The 19,863-nt window shown below is 58.5% G+C and carries 16 protein-coding genes and 1 pseudogene; 12 read left to right on the top strand and 5 right to left on the bottom strand.

The genetic code is table 11. The features are described from left to right. Positions 1 to 68: 68 nt before the first annotated feature. Positions 69 to 461, top strand: a complete 393-nt coding sequence (locus OSJ75_RS08950) for an ester cyclase (protein ID WP_267227643.1) — start codon at positions 69 to 71, stop codon at positions 459 to 461. A 280-nt stretch (positions 462 to 741) separates the two neighbouring features. Here the strand turns inward: OSJ75_RS08950 and OSJ75_RS08945 are convergent, their stop codons facing one another. Continuing rightward, positions 742 to 1,494: a helix-turn-helix transcriptional regulator gene (locus OSJ75_RS08945; RefSeq protein WP_267227642.1), complete on the bottom strand. Its 753-nt coding sequence runs from the start codon at positions 1,492 to 1,494 to the stop codon at positions 742 to 744. A 143-nt stretch (positions 1,495 to 1,637) separates the two neighbouring features. Here OSJ75_RS08945 and argE point away from each other — a divergent pair, with 143 nt between their 5' ends. The 3 genes from argE to OSJ75_RS08930 all read left to right on the top strand — a co-directional run bounded on the left by argE (position 1,638) and on the right by OSJ75_RS08930 (position 5,296). Beyond that, positions 1,638 to 2,804, top strand: coding sequence for an acetylornithine deacetylase (gene argE / locus OSJ75_RS08940; RefSeq protein ID WP_267227641.1), 1,167 nt, complete (start codon positions 1,638 to 1,640; stop codon positions 2,802 to 2,804). 25 nt (positions 2,805 to 2,829) lie between these two features. Then, the gene (locus OSJ75_RS08935; protein ID WP_267227640.1) at positions 2,830 to 3,741 is read left to right on the top strand and encodes an amidohydrolase family protein; all 912 of its coding nucleotides are present in this window, start codon (positions 2,830 to 2,832) and stop codon (positions 3,739 to 3,741) included. Between the two features lie 289 nt (positions 3,742 to 4,030). Next, positions 4,031 to 5,296: a mechanosensitive ion channel family protein gene (locus OSJ75_RS08930; protein WP_267227639.1), complete on the top strand. Its 1,266-nt coding sequence runs from the start codon at positions 4,031 to 4,033 to the stop codon at positions 5,294 to 5,296. 109 nt (positions 5,297 to 5,405) lie between these two features. On the opposite strand, the gene OSJ75_RS08925 is transcribed toward OSJ75_RS08930, so the two are convergent. The 3 genes and pseudogenes from OSJ75_RS08925 to OSJ75_RS08910 form a co-directional block, all read right to left on the bottom strand. Further along, on the bottom strand, positions 5,406 to 7,046 hold the full coding sequence (locus OSJ75_RS08925; RefSeq protein WP_267227638.1) for a BCCT family transporter: 1,641 nt from the start codon (positions 7,044 to 7,046) through the stop codon (positions 5,406 to 5,408). 626 nt (positions 7,047 to 7,672) lie between these two features. Next, positions 7,673 to 7,882: pseudogene (locus tag OSJ75_RS08915) on the bottom strand (helix-turn-helix domain-containing protein); the annotation flags it as partial. A gap of 149 nt (positions 7,883 to 8,031) precedes the next feature. Beyond that, the gene (locus OSJ75_RS08910; RefSeq protein WP_267227637.1) at positions 8,032 to 8,784 is read right to left on the bottom strand and encodes an ABC transporter substrate-binding protein; all 753 of its coding nucleotides are present in this window, start codon (positions 8,782 to 8,784) and stop codon (positions 8,032 to 8,034) included. 245 nt (positions 8,785 to 9,029) lie between these two features. Between OSJ75_RS08910 and OSJ75_RS08905 the strand changes: the two genes are divergently transcribed. After that, a complete protein-coding gene (locus OSJ75_RS08905) occupies positions 9,030 to 10,577 on the top strand; it encodes a Fic family protein (protein ID WP_267227636.1) in 1,548 nt (515 codons plus the stop codon). Positions 10,578 to 10,812: 235 nt separating this feature from the next. On the opposite strand, the gene OSJ75_RS08900 is transcribed toward OSJ75_RS08905, so the two are convergent. After that, positions 10,813 to 11,826 (bottom strand): NADP-dependent oxidoreductase, encoded by a 1,014-nt coding sequence (locus tag OSJ75_RS08900; protein ID WP_267227635.1) that lies wholly within the window; start codon positions 11,824 to 11,826, stop codon positions 10,813 to 10,815. A 216-nt stretch (positions 11,827 to 12,042) separates the two neighbouring features. Between OSJ75_RS08900 and OSJ75_RS08895 the strand changes: the two genes are divergently transcribed. The 7 genes from OSJ75_RS08895 (at position 12,043) to OSJ75_RS08865 (ending at position 19,848) form a co-directional block, all read left to right on the top strand. Beyond that, entirely contained in the window at positions 12,043 to 13,389 is a 1,347-nt protein-coding gene (locus OSJ75_RS08895) for an LLM class flavin-dependent oxidoreductase (RefSeq protein ID WP_267227634.1), read from the top strand. A 12-nt stretch (positions 13,390 to 13,401) separates the two neighbouring features. Next, on the top strand, positions 13,402 to 14,247 hold the full coding sequence (locus tag OSJ75_RS08890; protein ID WP_267227633.1) for an ABC transporter permease: 846 nt from the start codon (positions 13,402 to 13,404) through the stop codon (positions 14,245 to 14,247). Beyond that, positions 14,223 to 14,966: an ABC transporter ATP-binding protein gene (locus tag OSJ75_RS08885; protein WP_267227632.1), complete on the top strand. Its 744-nt coding sequence runs from the start codon at positions 14,223 to 14,225 to the stop codon at positions 14,964 to 14,966. Before OSJ75_RS08890 ends, OSJ75_RS08885 begins: the two co-directional genes overlap by 25 nt. Positions 14,967 to 14,975: 9 nt before the next feature. Next, complete coding sequence (locus OSJ75_RS08880; protein WP_267227631.1) at positions 14,976 to 16,016, top strand: ABC transporter substrate-binding protein; 1,041 nt, start codon at positions 14,976 to 14,978, stop codon at positions 16,014 to 16,016. A gap of 341 nt (positions 16,017 to 16,357) precedes the next feature. Continuing rightward, entirely contained in the window at positions 16,358 to 17,206 is an 849-nt protein-coding gene (locus tag OSJ75_RS08875) for a substrate-binding domain-containing protein (RefSeq protein WP_416362547.1), read from the top strand. 165 nt (positions 17,207 to 17,371) lie between these two features. Next, positions 17,372 to 18,889, top strand: a complete 1,518-nt coding sequence (locus OSJ75_RS08870; RefSeq protein ID WP_267227629.1) for a sugar ABC transporter ATP-binding protein — start codon at positions 17,372 to 17,374, stop codon at positions 18,887 to 18,889. Then, positions 18,886 to 19,848, top strand: coding sequence for an ABC transporter permease (locus OSJ75_RS08865; protein ID WP_267227628.1), 963 nt, complete (start codon positions 18,886 to 18,888; stop codon positions 19,846 to 19,848). Before OSJ75_RS08870 ends, OSJ75_RS08865 begins: the two co-directional genes overlap by 4 nt. The last annotated feature ends 15 nt before the right edge of the window (positions 19,849 to 19,863 follow it).

The raw sequence follows: 19,863 nt of genomic DNA, 5'->3' as shown, positions 1-19,863 counted from the left end.
CCGAGGATTTCGCGAGCGTTGTCATCAGGGTCCGAGAGCAGATCACTTGAAGCAAGGGAAAAACCAAGATGACGATTGCACTTGCCGATTTGTACCAAGAATACATCGACTGTCTCAATACTCAGGACTGGGACAGCCTTGGAAAATATGTCGGCACTGAAGTTGCCTATAATGGAGAGACGGTCGGTCTTGCGGCCTACCGACAGGCCCGGATGAGGGAATTTCGCGAGATCCCCGACCTGCATTTCAAGGTGAGCATTCTGGTGTGCGATCAGAATACGTTGGCAAGCCGCCTCGAATTTGACATCAGTCCAAGCGGGGAGTTCCTCGGCCTTCCCGTCAACGGCAAGCGCGTGAAGTTTTGCGAAAACGTCTTCTATGAATATGAAGGCGGAAAGATAGTCAGAGTATGGTCAGTGCTCGACAAAGCGGCGATCGAGGCCCAGCTTTCGAACTGTTGAGAGAAGCCTAGTGTGAGTCTTCGGCATCAAATCGGCTAAGGGGCTGATATCATTCGAAACGTTTGCTAGCCGGATAGACATTTCCGATTTCGTATATGCCTTCCACGCGTTAGGCACGCCTGACTCATCGCTGAGAGGTGCCACATGCGAGCTTCCGGTAAAGTATTCGATATCCTCAGTGTACACCGCTATTCGTCCCGGTATATTACTTCCTTGTTATCAACTTTATATTTCTTTTTCAAACGGTTATCTATCCTCTGACGAGGACGATCGCGTCCGTTCAGATCAGTCCGCGCTTCATGGCGAGCGCAGCAGCATGAGCTTTATTCGCCGCTGCCATTTTCCTCATTGCCTTCTGCAGATGGTATTCGACCGTCGGTTTGCTGCGTCCGATGATCTGCGCGATTTCCCAGGCCGTCTTGCCCAGCGAGGTCCATTTCAGGCAGACCCGTTCGTGCTCGGTGAGCAACACATCGGGAGGTGTATCTTCCCGTCCAAACGTCAGGCTATATGCATGGACGAAGGGCGCGACCGTCATTAGACCTTGGTAGACGGAGCTCGAGGGATCGGCCAGTTCTGGCAGGCTTTCTTTGTTCGCCACGCTGAATAGTCCGAATTCACCCTGCGGTCCATGGACGGGGATGGTGAAGCCTTCGCCGATGCGGTGGTCGCGGGCCTCGATGAACAAGCGCCGTTCATTGGCCGATAGGCCGTCCAGATACTCCCTGCTTCCCCACCTGAACGGTAGCACGGCCCGGCTCCCCTGCGTCATCACAGGATCGATATGATGATAGGATTCCTGCCGGTAGAGCCGCTGCCAGCTCGGCGGGTAGTTGGTGATGACCAACCCTTCGGAGCCGCCGCTCCACGAGGGCATGGTGGCGTAGGAGAAATACTCGAAGCCCATGGCCTCAACGAATTCCGAAAGGTAGAGTTCGGCGGCGGTTTCGGCTCCGGCGACATGGCCGGTCAGGCCGGCAATCAGGGAGTGGACCGCCCCTTGCTGTGAAGATAGAGTATGAACGTCTTTCACCTGTGCCTTTCCTCACCTTGATGAGTCGCCCCACGGACTATCACATTCAATAGTATGCGAATTTCATCACTGCGTATAGCATCAGCGGGTGATCCATCAAGCTGGCCGGCGAAGCCGCCATTGTTTGCCGACGAGGTAGATTCTTGAGCACCAATTCCGCTCGTGCCGTCGAAATCCTGGAGCGACTGGTTGCCTTCAACACTGTCAGCCATCGTTCCAATCTGGAGCTGATCCACTATGTCCGCGACTATCTCGACAGTCACGGCATGAGTTCGACCATCATTCCCGACGCCTCGGGCCAGAAGGCGAATATCTTCGCCACTATCGGCGATCCCGCACAGGCTGGCTACGTCCTGAGCGGCCACACGGACGTCGTTCCGGTCGAGGGACAGGAGTGGCAGCGCGATCCTTTCAAGCTCACCCGCGAAGGCGGACGGCTCTACGGTCGCGGAACCACCGACATGAAGGGCTTTGTCGCCTGCGCGCTGGCGATGGCGCCAGCGTTGAAGACCGCGGGGCTGCGGACGCCGATCCATCTGGCCTTTTCCTATGACGAGGAAGTCGGCTGCCTTGGCGTCCACGGTCTGGTCGATCATTTGAACAAAGCCGTCGCCAGGCCTCGCGCCGTTTTCGTCGGCGAGCCGACCGCGATGCGCGTGGTGGACAGCCACAAGGGCAGCTGTGGCATGCTGACCAAGGTCACCGGCTTTGCTGCTCATTCCTCGCGCGTCGACCTTGGTACCAATGCTATATTCGCGGCGGCGACGATCATCGAGGAACTGCATCGCTGCGCCGACCAGCTGGCGAGTGAGCCCGAGCCCGGTTCCCGCTTCGTGGTGCCGTACAGCTCGGTCAGTGTCGGCGTCATCAATGGCGGTACAGCGCGCAACACGGTCGCCGGCGACTGTTCGTTCCAATGGGATATACGTGCAACCCGCCTCGGCCTGACCGACGAAGTGCAGGATCGCATCGCCGCCTTCGTCGATAGCTCGGTGCTGCCCGGCACGCGCGCACGCCACAAGGACGCGCGGGTGGACACCAGCGTGGCATACGACGTCCCGCCGCTTGTCGCGGCTCCCGGTTCGGAAGCGGAAGCCCTGGCCAAACGGTTCGCAGGCACGAACGAAACCATGGTCGTCGACTACGGGTCCGAAGCCGGCATTTTCCAGAAGGCCGGCATGGCCACGGTGCTTTGCGGCCCGGGACAGGATTCGGAAGCCCACATCACCGATGAATGGATCGCCCTCGAGCAGATCGATCGCTGCATGCGGTTCCTCGAAGTGCTGGCGGACCATGCCCGTGCCGGCTGACCTCTGAACCTGGACGGAGAAATGTATGATGGCAAAGCTCTATGACGGCCCGATCGTGGATGCCCATCATCACCTGTGGGACCTTTCCATGGGCAAGCACCCATGGCTGACACCCTCGGATTCGGCGGTCCCGCTTCCCGGCCTTGAGAACCTGATGCATAACTATCTCGTCGCCGATTATCTGCGCGACAGCGCAAGCCACGATGTCGTCGCCACCGTGCACATCGAAGCACTGTGGGATGCCGCCGATCCGGTTGGCGAGACGCGCTGGCTGGAAGCGCTGGACAAGTCCAGTTCGGTGGCCGCCCGCTACATTGCGGGCGCAGCGCTGGGCACTCCGGCGGCGGCAAGCCTGATCGCCGCGCAGGCCGCTTATGACCGCGTGATCGGTGTGCGCGGCATTCTCAGCTTCCATCCGCACGCGCCTGCGAAGTCCTTTGTTTCGCGGCCTGATCTAGCATATGATGCGGATTGGCGACGCGACGTCGGCCTCGTCGATGATGCTGGGTTGCATCTCGAACTCATGATGTATCCCTACCAGGCCGATGCAGTCTTCGACCTGGCCGGTGCCTTTCCTGATTTGCGGCTGGTCATCAACCATTGCGGCAGCCCGATCGACCGCGACGAAGCCGGAATGCAGCGGTGGCGCGACGGCCTGAAGCGGATCGCCGAACGACCGAACGTGCTTTTGAAAATCTCCAATCCCGGGGCCTACGATCCCGAATGGACCTTCGAAAGCGTCGAAGGCGTAGTGCTCGACTGCATTGCGGCATTCGGACCACAGCGCTGCATGTTCGGCACCGACTATCCCGTTGCCCGCCTGCAGATGAATTTTTCCGACATCTACGACAACTTCAAGCGATCGGTCGCCCATCTGCCATCTGCCGATCAGCGGGCACTTTTTCATGACAATGCCGTGCGGGTCTACCGCCTCTGACAAGGGCGAATGAGGATGTGATGGGGTTGCATCGCTGTCTCAGCTGCTGCGTTGTCCACATTGAAGGCTCGTTACGCGAAGCTCCATCATGCGGCGGATAATGTCGACCGCGAAGACAACCATGCACCCGGCAGCGTCGTTTCAACATCAGAATGCTTGACACCCCACGTGCGATTGGACAACTCCATCACATCCTGTGGTTCAAATGCAGTTCATTTTCAGGCTATAGTTGTTGTTTGCGACCTGCTCGCAATCTTTCCCCCATCGATCAAAGGAGAACACCGGAATAATGACGGAAACGCTGGAAGCATTCCTCGCCGCCTATCCGTGGATTTACACACTGATTGCTTTATCCGTATTGGTCCTTGCAGCCCTTTTTGCCAATTTTGTCCTCAAAAAGATTTTGCTGCGCGTCGTCAATCGCTTCCTTGGCCGCACCGCCTACGGGCGTGACGAAGAGTTGCGCCGATATGGCGTCATCGAACGCCTCGCCAACATCATGCCCGCTTTCGTGATTGCCTCCGGTATCGCGCTCGTGCCGCATCTGCCAGCCGCCGCCGTGACAGTGGTGCGCAACGTGTCAAACGCCTTTATCATCCTGACGCTTGCAATGGCGCTGGCCGCAGCCCTGAACGTGGTGGACACCATTTACCATCGAAGGCCGGAAGCGAAGCTGAAGCCGATCAGGAGCTATATCCAGATTGTCAAAATCGCCATTTATGCGATTGCCGCAATCCTGATGATCGCAACCCTCATCGACCGTTCGCCGCTCATTCTCCTGTCCGGCTTGGGCGCAATGGCGGCGGTCCTCATTCTGGTGTTTCAGGATACCTTGCTGTCGTTGGTGGCAGGCATTCAGATTTCGTCCACCGACATGGTGCGCGTGGGCGACTGGATTGAAATGCCCGCCCTGAATGCGGACGGCGATGTGATTGAGATCGCGCTGCATACGGTTCGCGTCCAGAATTGGGACAAGACCATTACGACGATCCCCATTCGCAAACTGGTAACGGAATCATTCAAGAACTGGCGCGGGATGCAGGAAGCAGGCGGGCGGCGCATCAAGCGCTCGATCTATCTCGACCAGACCAGCATTCGTTTCCTGACACAGGAAGAAATCGAAAAGCTGGGTCGTTTCCGCCTTCTGGAAAATTACCTGCAACGTAAGCAGGAAGAATTGAAGGAATGGAACGGCAAGCTGGGCGACAAGGGAAGCATCACCGCCAATACCCGCCGCATCACCAATATGGGCACGTTCCGCGCCTATGTGGAAGCCTATGTGCGGGCGCACTCGCAGGTTCACCAGAACATGACGATTCTGGTGCGCCAGCTTCAGCCGGGACCGGAGGGGCTGCCGTTGGAGATCTATTGCTTCACGAAAACCATTGCGTGGCACGATTACGAGGCGATCCAGTCCGACATTTTTGACCACCTGTTTGCGCTGCTGCCGGAATTCGGCCTGTCGGTGTTCCAGAACCCAAGCGGCGCGGATTTCAAGGCATGGCAGGTGAAACGGCCTGCCTTGCCCGCTCCGTCGCAGGGGATCGAAGCGTAATAGGCCCTACCAAATCGGTCGGTCATAAAGTCGCCTTTTTACAGGGGGCGGCTTTATATCACGATATGACGCTGTCAGAGTTACGGCAAAAGCCGCCGACGGCACCCTTCTATCGTGGTTCCGCCACAAGTCCTTTCACCAGCGCCACGCAGGCACCGAGAAGGACAATCGCGAACGGAAACCCCGTAGAAACGGCCATGGCCTGCAATGCGGCCAAGCCACCACCCAAAAGCAGGGCGATAGCCAGGAGTCCCTCGAAAGTGGCCCAGAATACGCGCTGCGGAGTGGGCGCATTTATCTTGCCGCCCGCGCTGATCGTGTCGATTACAAGGGAACCGGAATCGGATGAAGTCACGAAGAACACGACGACAAGAATGATGCCTATCAGCGACGTGATGGACGTAAGCGGCAATCCTGCTAGCATTTGGAACAGTTGCAGTTCAAGCGCCGCCGATTGTACCGCAGTCATACCCTGATCGACCACTTGGCTGATGGCAGTACCGCCAAGCGCTGTCATCCAAAGCGTTGACACGATGGAAGGTATGAGAAGCACGGCAATCACGAATTCGCGCACCGTACGGCCACGGCTGACGCGGGCGATGAACATTCCGACGAAAGGTGACCAGCTTATCCACCATGCCCAATAAAAGGCTGTCCAGCCATGGCGGAAATTATGATCCGTCCGCCCGACCGGATTGGACAGAGCCGGGAGATATTCCACATAAGCGAGCAGGTTCTTGAAGAAGCCCGTGAAAATCTGTTGCGTCGGGCCAACAAGAATAATGAAAACGAGAAGCAGGAGGGCCAGCGCCATATTGATTTCGGAAAGACGCTTGACCCCTTTATCCATCCCCGCAACGACTGATGCGGTCGCAATCGCGGTAATGAGAATAATCAGGATCACCATTTCGCCTTGGCTAGACGGAATATTGAATAGAAATTCCAGTCCGGCGCTCGCTTGCTGCGCGCCGATTCCGAGCGATGTGGACAATCCGAATATCGTAGCGAAGACGGCTAGAATGTCGATGATATGTCCCGGCCAACCCCAAACCCTTTCGCCGAAGATCGGGTAGAAGACAGAGCGCAAGGTCAAGGGCAATCCCTTGTTGAAGGTAAAGAGCGCCAGAGAAAGTGCGACAATGGCGTAGATGGCCCAAGGGTGCAGCGCCCAATGGAATATGGTCGCCGCCATCGCCAGACGCCGCGCCCCTTCTGCATCGCCAGCCATGCCATTCAAGGGCGACCAATCCGTGCGCAGGCCGTCAGGGCCTGTTACCGGCCCTTGCATGGCGGCGGTAAAATTACCGAGCGGCTCTGACACGCCATAAAACATCAGCCCGATGCCCATGCCAGCGGCAAACAGCATCGAGAACCACGACACATAGCCATAGTCCGGTGTGGCTCCAGGCCCGCCAAGGCGAATTTTACCTAATGGAAGCACGATCAGGGCAATGCAGAGCAAAACAAACACATTGCCCGCAGCAAGAAAGAACCAGTCGAGATTGGATGTCAGGAAATCTCGCAATTCCGCGAAAAATGAACCAAGCGTGTTCTGGAAGGCGAGTGTAAGAATCGTGAACGCAACGATACCAATGGCAGATACACTGAATACAATATTGTGAATATCGAGTTCAAAAACGAACCGACGCCGATAATTAATGTTGTCCTGACCGATTTCATAGTCAGTATCGATGATCTGGGTTGCGCCTTCCGGCTGAGGAATTGCCTCTGAATTGATTTCGTCTTGCACACTTGTTTCTGTCAATAATCCGCCCTCGGTCCCTCATGTTTTTGGCATTGCTGCCGGATTGAGATGGTGAGCTGCGCGACAATCTAGAGATTGCGTTGAACGGCAGCATGAATCCTTGAGAAACTAAAGAATTTTTCCAGAAGGCTCAACTGTGTGAGGAATTTCAAGTGGGACGGCTGATTGCCGCGAAGCACTTCACTTGATTCCGGTCCTTTCGCAGCGGGAATCACGGCAGAGCCGAGGAAGGTTGTGGTGCAATTTTTAGAATTGACGTGGTCTGCGAGCTTCTTGACGGAATTCACGCGACGATTGCCTCGAATTGCTCTTTCGGTGTCGGGGCACGATTGAAGGCAAAACGCCCTTGGCGCTGATCTGAACCTGTGGGTTCTATTTCAAATGCAACGGCGGGTAGGACAGGTTATTCCGGCAGCGATACAATTTCAACAAGCTGCTCCCTGAACACTTCCGTTGGTGTCCTGTAGCCGAGACACTTTCGAGGTGTCGTGTTCAGCCGCTCGCAGATCGATCGCACGCATTGATGGGGAAGGGACAGGAGATCGGTGTCGCGCGGCAGATAGCGTCTCACTCGTTTGGTTCATATTCTCTACAGAGCCTTTCTGCCAGGCTCGCGCCATGTCGTTCGCCGTTACACAATAGTATCCGTTGAGATCCGGTATCTGCGCATCGATGAAACGATTGCGCGTGAGCTCGCGGAAAATCGTCGAACGATGACGACCAAGCTTCTCGGCAATGATATCGACATTGACACCGGCTGTTCGCCAGCGCGCAATCTTGCGCCGTTCATCCATGTCAATCTGGGAGTAGGTGCGCTCCATGACGGGTTCCTTGCAAGTGATAAGCCATTGTTATCTATCGCAAGTCGCACTTCATCCTTGAACCCACCCACTCAGGCATCAAAGTCAGATAAGATAGGTTATGGAACCGACTAGCCATCCGGTGGCTTCACCGGATGGCTAGTCGCAGATCAATAGATATCGAACGGAAAATACTTCGCTACGATTTTCTTGTATGTTCCGTTGGCTACGACGGCGTCGATCGCCTTGTTAAACTTGGCACGGAGTTCGGCGTCGCCCTTGCGTATGCCGATACCGGCCTCCGTTTCTGTTCCCGCAACATCTCCAAGCATCTTGCAGCATTCCTTGCCGGCATTGTTGAGCCAATCGGCTACCACGAACTTGTCGGAAATCAGTGCATCGATCCGGCCATTCTGCATGTCGGCAGCCGCTTCGTCCTGCGTTGGATAAAGTTTCACGTCCGCGCCGTTCTTGCCGTAACTGTCGGTGGCGTAATTGCCTTGCGTCGTGGATGCCTGTGCGCCGACGACCTTGCCCTTCATGTCTTCCACGGATACGCCGGCAAGCGTGCTGTCCTTGGGAACCACAACCGCAAGTGGTGTCGTGTAGTACTTGTTGGTGAAGTCGATCTGCTGCTTGCGCTCTTCCGTGATGCTCATGGACGCGACGATCGCATCGTATTTCTTGGCCATCAGGCCCGGAATGATGCCGTCCCAATCTTGCGCGACTATGGTGCACGTCGCTTTCATTTCGGCACACAGCGCATTGGCAATGTCGACGTCGAACCCCTCGAGCGTACCATCGGCTTTAAGGGAATTAAACGGCGGGTAAGCACCCTCGGTTGCGATGCGGATCTCCTGAGCGCCAGCACATGATGCAAAAGCGACAGCGGCCAAAGCAGTTACCAATATTAGTTTCTTCATGTTCCATCCTCTTTTGGTGAAGCATCTTGTGCTTCCTCGCCAGCGTAGCGAAAGTCGCGGACTTGCCCAGAGATTTTTCAGATTTGTCCTGCTCCTCGGTCCGACCACCGGCGAGCGGCGGCGCGAGGACCCGGAGAATCAATATTCGTAAGTTCGTCCTTGTTGTCATCGAAATTCATTGCCAATGATCGATTTTCATGAGACCTTACGCCCAGACACAGTTTCCGAAGCAAATACCAGGATTCATGGAACAGGGACAAAAAAAGCCGTTTTCAGGCGCGGTCAGCATCTTTCACGGCCGCGGCATGCCAGAATCCGCCATCCCTGTCGGCTATGCCGCCCTGATTGATGCTTTTGAACTATCCGTACCAGTGCCAATGACCCTGTCAGCGATAGGCCCACGCCACAAAGTCTATCAGGCCGAGAATTGGAATATTTATACCCCGCGCCACCAACCGGACAACGGTCTCGTTGGGCATCTGACCTTCGCGTTGCGCTATGAAGGGCTGGACCTTGCGGTTCTGAAAGCTCTTTTCCGGGAAACAGGTCCTGAGCCAATCGCTGACCTGGTGCGCGCAGCGCCTACTGGCGCCTATGCGCGGCGGCTGTGGTTTCTTTACGAATGGCTGCTTGATACACCTCTCGATCTGCCCGACGCGGCACAGGGCACCTATGCCCTTGTCGTCGATCCAGATCGCCAATTCGCGGTAAGTGGAACGAATTCGACGAGACATCGGGTGAAGAACAATTTGCCCGGGACACCAGCCTTCTGCCCGATGATCTTCCGCACGCCCGCACTCGCGGCGTTCGTTGCGCGCGGGCTTGGTGACGAAGCGCGGCGGTTGATCGCCGAAGTGCCGGCAGACCTGCTTGCGCGCACCGCTGCATTCCTGCTGCTCAAGGATTCGCGCTCGAGCTTCCAGATCGAGGGAGAAACTCCGCCACAAGATCGCATCCAGCGTTGGGGCCAGGTGATCGGCGAAGCCGGCCGCCGGCCGATAGACCGTGCCGAACTGGAGCGGTTACAGCGTATTGTCATCGGCGATGCCCGCTTCGTCCATCTCGGCCTGCGTGTCGACGGTGGCTTCATTGGCGAGCACGATCGCCAGACGGGCGCGCCGATCCCCGATCATGTCAGCGCCCGACACGAAGATCTGCCCTCGCTGATCGACGGCCTGGCCTCTTTCGACAGCGGCGCGGCACAGCGGCTCGATCCTGTACTCGCCGCCGCAGCTATCGCCTTCGGCTTCGTCTACATCCACCCTTTCGAGGACGGAAACGGCCGATTGCACCGCTATCTGATCCATCATGTTCTCGCCGAGCGCGGGTTCAACCCTCCCGGTCTCGTCTTCCCGGTCTCGTCAGTCATCCTGGATCGCATCGATGCCTATCGAACCGCATTGGAAAGCTACTCAAGGCGCCTTTTGCCGCTTATTCGTTGGCAATCAACGGACCGTGGCAATGTCGCAGTGCTGAATGACACCGCCGACTTTTACCGCTATTTCGACGCAACGCCGCACGCCACGTTCCTGTTCGAATGCGTAGCCCAGACGATCGATGTGGACCTGCCGGCCGAAACGGCGTTCCTTCGCATCTATGACGCGTTCAAGCTTGAAGTACAGCAGATGATCGATATGCCCGATCGCTTGCTGGACCTGCTGTTCCGCTTCCTACGCCAGAACGGAGGGCACCTGTCAGGTCGGGCCCGCGATAGAGAGTTTTCGGCGCTCAGCGACGCAGAAGCCGCTCGGATAGAAACAATTTACGCTGAAATCCAGCGAGCAGAAGGGTGACGCAATGTCATCGACTACGGCTCATCGAAGACCCGGCGACTCAAGGTGTGTTTTCCGATCGCTGCGATATCAGATCCTCGTTTGTTGACGACGGTGGCCATCGGTGTCCATTCGGCAAAACCGAAGCTGGCTGGCGCTCTTCGAAGCCGAATTTGAGAGCATGTTGTCTGCAGCGCTGATCGCGCCACTTGTCCGGTTTGCGGCGGCTTGGCGCAAGCACTGCATACCTCGCAGCCTAGTCGGCGATCTTGACGATCAACTTGCCGAAGTTGCCTCCGGTCAGCATGCCGATGAAGGCTTCCGGGGCGTTCTCGAGCCCGTCGACGATATCTTCCCGGTACTTGATCTCGCCTGCCGCGAGGCGAGGTCCTACTTCACCCAGGAATTCGTCGAAATGGCTGGCAAACTCCGTCTGTATGAAGCCGCGGACGAGCAGGCTGCGGCGCAGGATCGCGGACATCGTCCCCGGCAGTCGGTCGGTCTCAGCCGATCCCGATCCATTGTAATGAGCGACCAGGCCGCAAACGGGGATACGAGCGAACTGGTTGAGCAGCGGCAGGACGGCGTCCCAGACATGCCCGCCGACATTCTCGAAATACACGTCTATACCATTCGGACATGCTGCCTCGAGACCCGAGGCAAATTCCTTCGATCGGTGATCGATGACCGCATCGAATCCGAGTTCGTCCTTCACGAAAGCGCATTTCTCGGGACCACCGGCTATGCCGACGGCTCTGGCGCCAGCCAGTTTCGCGAGCTGGCCGACCATGGAACCCACCGGACCGGACGCGGCGGCGACGACAACCGTTTCTCCTTCTTTAGGTTTCCCGATGAATTTCAGTCCGCTCCATGCGGTAAAGCCGGGCATTCCAAGAGCCCCGATCGCCGTCGTGATCGGCGCGCCGTGAGTTTCGACAGGCTTCAATACATCGCCGCTGACCACGGCGTGACTGCTCCATCCCGTTCGGCCGCGAACGATGTTGCCTGGTGCGAACTTTGTATGTCTGGATTTGACGACTTCCGAAATCGCCTCGCCTTCCATGACGCCGCCGACCGGAACCGGCGCCGCATAGGACTTCGCATCGCTCATGCGACCGCGCATGTAGGGATCGAGCGAGAGGTAAAGCGACCTTACGGTGACTTCTCCCTCGGCCGCTTCCGGCAATTCGAACGTCTCGAGACGAAAGTTTTCCGGACCGGGCTCCCCGGTTGGCCTGCTTGCAAGTGCGATACGACGGACCGATGTCATGGGCTTATTCCTTCAGAAGGTTCGTGCGATTTCGTCCAGACAGGGCGCCATTGCTCAGCGAGAAACGGCTGAAGCAATCGACTTCAAAGCTCCATTCAGCTCCAAACGCCCTGCCCTTTGGAGACATTTGCTCCCTGCATCGACCATAAGGAAAAAAATGTGCCTCGCAAAGTCTATCAACCAAGTCGAGTATAAAAAGATAGATTGGAGGAAGCCATGACCTACACTCGACAGCTCCACCTTAATGCGTTTCTTCGCAATGTCGGCCAGCACGAGGCCGCGTGGCGACTTCCGGAGACCCGCATCGCGTCTGTAACGGATATCGATCACTACCAGAACCTCGCCCGGATCGCCGAACGCGGAAAGCTCGACGCCATCTTCTTCGCCGACCACCCGGTTTTGAAGGATCGAGCCCAAGACAGGCCATGGGACTCGCTCGACCCGTTTACCCTCATCGCCGCATTGTCCGGCGTTACCGAGCGGATCGGTCTGGTCGCGACCGCATCGACCACTTACAACGATCCCTACGGCCTTGCCCGCAGGTTCGCCACCCTGGACCATGTCAGCAAGGGTCGGGCAGCGTGGAATGCCGTCACCACGGCAAACGCCGCCGCCGCCGCCAACTTCAGCCTGGGATATCATCCCGATCCGGACGCCAGGTATGAGAGGGCCGCCGAATTCCTCGAAATTGTCAACCGTCTCTGGGACAGCTGGGACGACGACGCGATCCTGGGAGACAAGGAGGGCGGCACCTTCGTCCAGCCAGACGGCATCCATCGCATCGATCATCACGGAAAGCACTTCGATGTTGCGGGCCCGCTCGAAGTTCCCCGCTCGCCGCAAGGTCGCCCGGTTGTCTTCCAGGCAGGCTCGTCGGAACCCGGGAAGGATCTCGCTGCTCGCTTCGCGGAAGCGATCTTCACCGCGCAGCCGGTACTCGACGAGGCGCAGGCGTTCTACGCCGACGTGAAATCCAGGGTGCGAACCTACGGTAGGGATCCGGACAAGGTCCACATTCTTCCCGGTCTCTCCTTCTTTATCGGCGGAACGGAAGAGGAGGCGAAGCGCCTGCAGGACAAGTTCGAGGATCTGACGCTCCCCACCTACGGGCTGGCACAGCTCAAGCGGATAACCGGTATCGACTATTCGAACCATGATCTCGACGACGTGGTCCGGATACCGCCGCGCGGGGAAATCGCCACTGACCAGAAAAGCCGCCACGATCTCGTGCATCACCTCACCTCCACCGAGACGGTCACGCTGCGGCAGCTGCTTCGCCGTCTGGCCGCAGGCCGCGGACATCGCATCGCGACCGGCACGCCAGACCAGGTCGCGGACACGATCCAGCATTGGTTCGAGAACGGGGCCGCCGACGGCTTCAATCTCATACCGCCGGCATTGCCCACGTCGCTGGCGGCCTTCGTCGACAACGTCGTGCCGATCCTCCAGAACCGCGGCCTGTTCCGTACCGAATATGAGGGGGCGACGCTGCGGGAACATCTCGGTCTCGATCGGCCAAATGTAACGCGGGCGTCGCGTGTCTTCGCCGTCGCGGCAGAATGAGTGAGGCGGAACATGACACTGGTATCGTTTTCTCCGCCGGAAGAGCGTCCCGATAGCGAGGTCGGCCGCGGCGCTCCCACGAGTGTCCGGCTGCTTCCGAAGCCGTCGATCCCCGGTCAGCGTATCCTGGGGCCGGTCCTTGTCATCCACCTATGGTACGTGGCATCCGCCCAGCAGTGGGTGTCGCCTGCCAAGTTGCCCGGGCCGGCCGCCGTCCTCACCGCCTTCAACGAAACGATCGCGACAGGCGTACTGGCGAACGATCTCCTGATGTCGTTGCAGCGTGCCGCATTGGGGCTCGGTATCGGCGTTTTGCTTGGTTTCGTGCTCGCCGTGCTCGCCGGGCTAAGCAGATTTGGCGATTCCGTCATCGACGGCAACGTCCAGGTGAAGCGAGCCATCCCGAACCTCGCGCTCATCCCGCTCTTCATCATCTGGCTTGGAATCGGTGAAACGATGAAAATCATGGTGATAGCGCTCGGCGTCATGGTGCCCATCTACATCAACACGCATGCCGCGCTGCGCAGCATCGATCGGCGTTACGTCGAACTCGGTCAGACCGTCGCGCTTACACGGAAGCGCTTCGTCCGCGACATCGTCATTCCCGCCTCCCTCCCCGGCTTCTTTACGGGTTTGAGGCTTGGCGTCACCGGGGCGTGGACCGCCCTCGTGGTTGTCGAAACCATCAATGCGACAAGCGGCATCGGCTACATGATCAGCCAGGCGCGAACCTATGGCCAGACCGAACTCGTGCTGCTCGGGCTCATCATATATGGCGTACTCGGCTTTTCGTCCGATGCTGCCGTCCGGATCATCGAAAGGAGGGTCCTGTCATGGCGTCAGTCGCTCGAGCAGTAGTCAAAGGGCTGACCCGACGTGAAGTCGCCGTGCGCGCACGGGGGCTCGTCCGTCGGTTCCACGGCAATACGGTCCTGCATGGCGTCAATCTTGAGATCCACAAGGGAGAGTTCGTGGCGCTGCTCGGCAAGAGCGGTTCCGGTAAAAGCACCATCCTGCGTGCGCTCGCCGGGTTGGACGAGGGCGTCGACGGGACGGGCACCATCGCCGTCCCCTCCCGGCGTTCCGTTCTGTTCCAGGACTCGAGGCTGCTACCCTGGAAGAAGGTCATCGACAATGTGACGCTCGGTCTGGACGATCCGGATGCCCGAGCGGCGGCGCTGAGGGCGCTGGAAGAAGTCGAACTCCAGCATCGCACCGATGCCTGGCCCAAAACGTTGTCGGGTGGCGAACAGCAGAGGGTGGCGCTGGCGCGTTCCCTCGTTCGAAGACCTGAGCTTATTCTTGCGGACGAGCCCTTCAGCGCACTCGATGCCCTGACGAGGATACGGATGCAGCGACTGCTTCTCGATCTTTGCAGCCGGCACCAGCCCGCCGTGCTCTTCGTGACGCATGACGTGGAAGAGTCGCTGCGGTTGGCGGATCGGGTTCTGATCATCACTGACGGGATAGTCTCCTATGACGAGAAGACCGAAGACGTCCGGGCATCCCCTACCCGTTTTGAAGCGTACCGAACCGAAATCCTTGAACATCTGGGCGTTCCCCAGCGACAGCACTGAGAGGCCGACATGCAAAGATCCTCGAAAGCATTCCTGGCGGGGATTGCCGCCATTTTCTCCGCATTGGTCGCTACATCGGCCCTGGCGGATGATCCGGCGCTTCCCACGAAAGTCCCGAGCGGCACCAAGATCGTTCTCGCCGACGATGCGAATAACGCCGCCAGCCTCCTGAAGCTCTCCGGCGAATACGACAAGCTCGCCGCCGACGTGTCCTTCGCCAATTTCACGAGCGGCCCTCTCCGCCTCGAAGCCATCCGTGCGGGCGCCGCGCAGGTAGGCGCCGTCGGTGATGTGCCGCCGATCCTGGCCCACTTCTCCGGCGCCGAGGTCGTCATCGTCGGCGTAGTGGTGACGGAAGGCCCCAGCACCATTATTGCGACGTCTCCCGAATCCGGTATCAACGAATTGAAGGACCTCAAGGGCAAGAAGGTCGGCATCAATCCCGGCACCGCCCAGCAGGCGATCGTCTTCAGGAACCTGCGCGCGAGCGGCCTGAAGCCTGAAGACATTCAGCCGGTCAATCTGGGCCTTGCCGAGTTCGCGGATGCTCTGCGTGCCGGCCAGATCGACGCCGCCGTTCTCAAGCAGCCCGATCGAGCGCGCTATCTGAAGTCCGTCGCCGGAACCGGAGCCCGCGAGATCGAAGACGCCGATGGCGGCAACAAGAACCTGAAGATTCTGTATGCCGCCAAGTCCGCGCTCGCCGATCCGGCGCAGGCGGCCGCGATCCGCGACCTCGTCGTCCATTGGTACCGCGCCCATCTCTGGAAGAACAGCAACGCGGAGACCTGGGCCCGGGACTACCTGGTCAAGGACCAGAGGCTGAGCGCCGAGGACGCCCAGGCCGTCATCCATGCCGAGAGCGGCGAAAGCTACATCCCGGACTGGAAATCCGAGATCATTCCGCGCCAGCAGGATACGATCGACTTGCTGAAGGCAGCCGGCACCTTCCAGGGCAAGGCGTTGAAGGCCGAGGATGAGTTCGACCATCGTTTCGATGACCTGAACGACAAAAGCAGATCGGCGGCCGAACTTCACACCGACGGCTGATCCCGATCCCTGATACTGACAGCGAAGAGCGAGCGCCTTGTCGGACGATGAGGCGCTCGTTTCGTTGATGCACCATGCCGTAGCCGCAACGGTCCAAATCCCTCACCCCGCGCCCAGCACCGTTCAGCCCCGTTCCTTCAAGCGGCATGGTTATCGGTCTGATATTTTACGTATGATTTAAAATTTCTTGACGCGCGTAAATTTTAAAGGATATGTTGGAAACATCCGCTGGCAGCTGGAGGCCCGCCCAGATGGATCGTCGCCGTAAACGGGCCTTATGGACTGGGAGGACTAAAATGACCTTTAAGACTATCGCCAACACACTTCTGGTTACCGCCAGCATGGCGTTTGCCGCGGCTGCAGCTCACGCCGAAGGCGTTGGCGCATCGCTGCTAACCCAGCAGCACCCATTTTATAACGAGCTCGCCAAGGCGATCACTGCCGAAGCCAAGGCCAAGAATGTTCCGGTGGAAATCGCGATCGCCAACCAGGACCTGAACAAGCAGCTCGCCGACATCGAAGACTTCATCGTCAAGGGCGTCGACGTCATCATCATGTCCCCGGTCGACAGCAAGGGCGCACTTGCAGCCGTTGCCCGCGCCCAGGCAGCCGGCATCAAGATCATCACGGTCGACGTTCCTGTCGAAGGCGTCAAGGTTTCCTCCTACATCGGCACCGACAACTATGCTGGTGGCGTCAAGGCCGGCGAATTGATGGCCGAGCAGCTCGGCGGAAAAGGCAATGTCGCCATCATTGACTACCCGCTCGTGCAGTCGGTGGTGAACCGCGTCAACGGCTTCAAGGACGCCATCGCCAAACACCCGGACATAAAGATCGTATCGGTCCAGACCGGCATTACCCGTGCAGAAGCGCTGGCCGTTGCCCAGAACATGCTGCAGGCCAACCCGGACATCGCTGGCATTTTCGGCTTCGGCGATGACGCCGCTCTCGCCGCCGCGGTCGCAGTCAAGTCCTCGGGCCTGACCGGCAAGGTCAAGGTCATCGGTTTCGACGGCATGCCGGAAGCCATAAAGGCCGTCGATAGTGATCCGGACATGGTCGGCGTCATCCAGCAGTTCCCGGACCAGATGGGCAAGCTTGCCGTCGATACGGCGCTGGACCTGCAGGCAGGCAAGGACGTCCCCGCCGAACAGCCGATCGTGCCGGGCGTCTACACGAAGAAGCAGTAATCTCCCAAAGGCGATCCATGCGAGGTTGACGCCTGCCGCATGGAGACCGCTTCCGTCCGCAGCCACGCCGATACTGTTTGGTTTTCGGCAGCGATGTGCAGGATCAGGAAGAAGAAGTGTCAGGCCGTTGCGAAACGGCCCGCCCTCTCGGTGAAAGGTGACGTCGTGACGATCTCGGACGACAATCTAATTCTTGAAATCAAGGACGTGACAAAGGTCTTCGGCGCTGTGACTGCGCTGAAAGACATGCAGCTTTCGGTGAAATCGGGTCGCGTTCATACCATTCTCGGTGAAAACGGCGCCGGCAAGTCGACGCTGATGAAGATCCTGGCCGGCGTCTACCAGCCGACCTCGGGTTCGATCCTGCTCGATGGCCAGCCTTACGCGCCGACCAGTCCGCAGGATGCTGCCAGGGCGGGCCTCACGATCGTCTTTCAGGAACTCAGTCTCTGCAACAACATGACGGTTGCTGAAAACATCCTGGCGACGCGCGAGCCTTCACGTGGTGGCTTCATCAACGACAAGGCTCTCGTTCGAAAAGCTGCCGAACTGGTGAAGGAGCTTGGTCTGCCGGTCTCCGTCACGACCAGGGTCGGCGACCTATCCATCGCTCAGCGCCAGTTGGTCGAGATCGCAAAAGGCCTCAGCATCGAGGCCAAGGTCGTCATTCTCGACGAGCCGACCTCCTCGCTCAGCGACAGCGAAGCCGAAATCCTGTTTGAGATCATCGCCCGTTTGAAGGCCCGTGGCGTCGCGGTCATCTACATTTCTCACCGCATGGAAGAAATCATGCGGCTGAGCGACGACATTACCGTCGTGCGCGACGGCAATTACATCACCACGCGCGACAAGACCGAAGTGACCATTGCCGAATTGATCGCCCTGATGGTGGGCCGCGACATGAACGAGATCTATCCGGCGCGTGAGGTTGCCGCACCAGCGACAACCAAGGGACCTGTGCTTGCCGTCAAGGGCCTGTCACGCGGCGACGAGTTCGAAAACGTGTCTTTTGAGGTTCGTTCCGGCGAAATCCTTGGCTTCTTCGGGTTGATCGGCTCCGGTCGCTCAGAGGTCATGAACACGCTGTTCGGCATTGCGCGCGCTTCCGCCGGTACGGTGGCCATCGACGGTAAGGAGGTGACGATTGCCTCGCCGGTCGATGCCATCAGCCGCGGCATCGGTTTTGCCACCGAAAACCGCAAGGAAGAAGGGCTGGTTCTCGGCCATAGTGTCGAAAGCAATATTTCGATGGTGGCGCTGAACCGTTTTTCGAGCCCGCTCGGATTCCTGAAACGCCGCAGCGAGCGTCAAGCCGCCAATGCAGAAGTTGACCGACTGGCCATCAAGACCGCATCGCTCGACATCAGCGCCGGCTCGCTGTCCGGCGGCAACCAGCAGAAGATCGTGCTGGCCAAATGGCTTCTGACCCAGCCGAAAATACTCATCCTCGACGAACCGACGCGCGGCGTCGACGTCGGCGCCAAATTCGAAATCTACAAGATCATCCGCCAGCTGGCGGCAGAAGGCACGGCAATCCTGCTGGTGTCGTCTGAACTTCCGGAAGTCATCGGCATGAGCGACCGCGTCGTCGTGATGAGCGAGGGCAAGGTCACGGCGATCGCCGATCCCGACCAGATGACGCCGGAAAAGATCATGAGCTTTGCCACAGGATTTACATCATGAGTGACAAGAGCGCAGCCAGCGCCGCTTTCAAACAGGTCATGAGACAATATGGCGGTATTTTTCTATCGCTGATCATATTGTGCGTGATCTTCTCCGTCGCCAACCAGCGTTTCATGTCGGTGGCGAACTTCCTGAACATCCTGCAACAGGTTTCGGTCATCGCGATTGCAGCCTTCGGCATGACCTGGGTCATCCTGCTTGGTGAAATCGACTTGTCGATCGGCTCGATCATCGCGGTCGCCGGCATGGTCGGCGCCCAGTGTTTCGCCTTCGGTCTCGGTTTCGCGCCGGCGCTGTTCCTGACACTGGTTGCGGGCGCGCTTCTCGGCCTCGTCAACGGCGTACTGACAGCGAAACTGCTATTGCCGTCTTTTATCGTGACCGTCGCCACGATGGGCATCTATCGCGGCATGGTCAGCCTGCCGACCAATGGCGCGCCGGCAATGATCATGGAACCCAGCTGGACCGCCATCGGCACCCAGAGTTTCATCGGCATCCCGATCGTCATCTGGGTCGTCGCCGTCCTGTTCCTGTTCAACCACATCCTGTTGAGCAAGACCAAGTTCGGCCGCCGCGCCTATCTCACCGGCGGCAACAAGGAGGCGGCGCATTATTCCGGGATCAAGGTCGACAGTTTGAAGATCGTCATCTTCATGATCTCCGGCGTCATGGCGGCGATCAGCGGCATCCTGCTCTCGTCGCGCCTGTTCTCGGCGCAAACCAATGCCGGCATGAGCTACGAACTCGACGCCATTGCCGCAGCCGTTCTCGGCGGCACCAGCCTTGCCGGCGGCGTCGGCACCATGATCGGCACGCTGATCGGTGCCTTGATCATCGGCGTCCTCAACAACGGCATGAACATGCTGTCGGTGCCGTACTTCTATCAGCTCATCGTCAAGGGCCTCGTCATCCTCATCGCCGTCTATCTCGACGTGCGCTCAAAGCGCGCCAAGCAGTAATCAGAGCAAGCAGCA

Source organism: Phyllobacterium sp. 0TCS1.6A (assembly GCF_026420825.1).
Lineage (GTDB): Bacteria > Pseudomonadota > Alphaproteobacteria > Rhizobiales > Rhizobiaceae > Phyllobacterium.
Note: the sequence above shows the minus strand (reverse complement) of the source record. Positions and strands in the feature narration are given on the sequence as shown.

Coding starts and splice junctions, on each gene's coding strand:
- OSJ75_RS08950 (WP_267227643.1), top strand. CDS start 69: ATGACGATTGCACTTGCCGATTTGTACCAAGAATACATCGACTGTCTC.
- OSJ75_RS08910 (WP_267227637.1), bottom strand. CDS start 8,784: ATGAAGAAACTAATATTGGTAACTGCTTTGGCCGCTGTCGCTTTTGCA.
- OSJ75_RS08880 (WP_267227631.1), top strand. CDS start 14,976: ATGCAAAGATCCTCGAAAGCATTCCTGGCGGGGATTGCCGCCATTTTC.
- OSJ75_RS08930 (WP_267227639.1), top strand. CDS start 4,031: ATGACGGAAACGCTGGAAGCATTCCTCGCCGCCTATCCGTGGATTTAC.
- OSJ75_RS08885 (WP_267227632.1), top strand. CDS start 14,223: ATGGCGTCAGTCGCTCGAGCAGTAGTCAAAGGGCTGACCCGACGTGAA.
- OSJ75_RS08900 (WP_267227635.1), bottom strand. CDS start 11,826: ATGACATCGGTCCGTCGTATCGCACTTGCAAGCAGGCCAACCGGGGAG.
- OSJ75_RS08895 (WP_267227634.1), top strand. CDS start 12,043: ATGACCTACACTCGACAGCTCCACCTTAATGCGTTTCTTCGCAATGTC.
- OSJ75_RS08935 (WP_267227640.1), top strand. CDS start 2,830: ATGATGGCAAAGCTCTATGACGGCCCGATCGTGGATGCCCATCATCAC.
- OSJ75_RS08905 (WP_267227636.1), top strand. CDS start 9,030: ATGGAACAGGGACAAAAAAAGCCGTTTTCAGGCGCGGTCAGCATCTTT.
- OSJ75_RS08890 (WP_267227633.1), top strand. CDS start 13,402: ATGACACTGGTATCGTTTTCTCCGCCGGAAGAGCGTCCCGATAGCGAG.
- OSJ75_RS08875 (WP_416362547.1), top strand. CDS start 16,358: ATGGCGTTTGCCGCGGCTGCAGCTCACGCCGAAGGCGTTGGCGCATCG.
- OSJ75_RS08865 (WP_267227628.1), top strand. CDS start 18,886: ATGAGTGACAAGAGCGCAGCCAGCGCCGCTTTCAAACAGGTCATGAGA.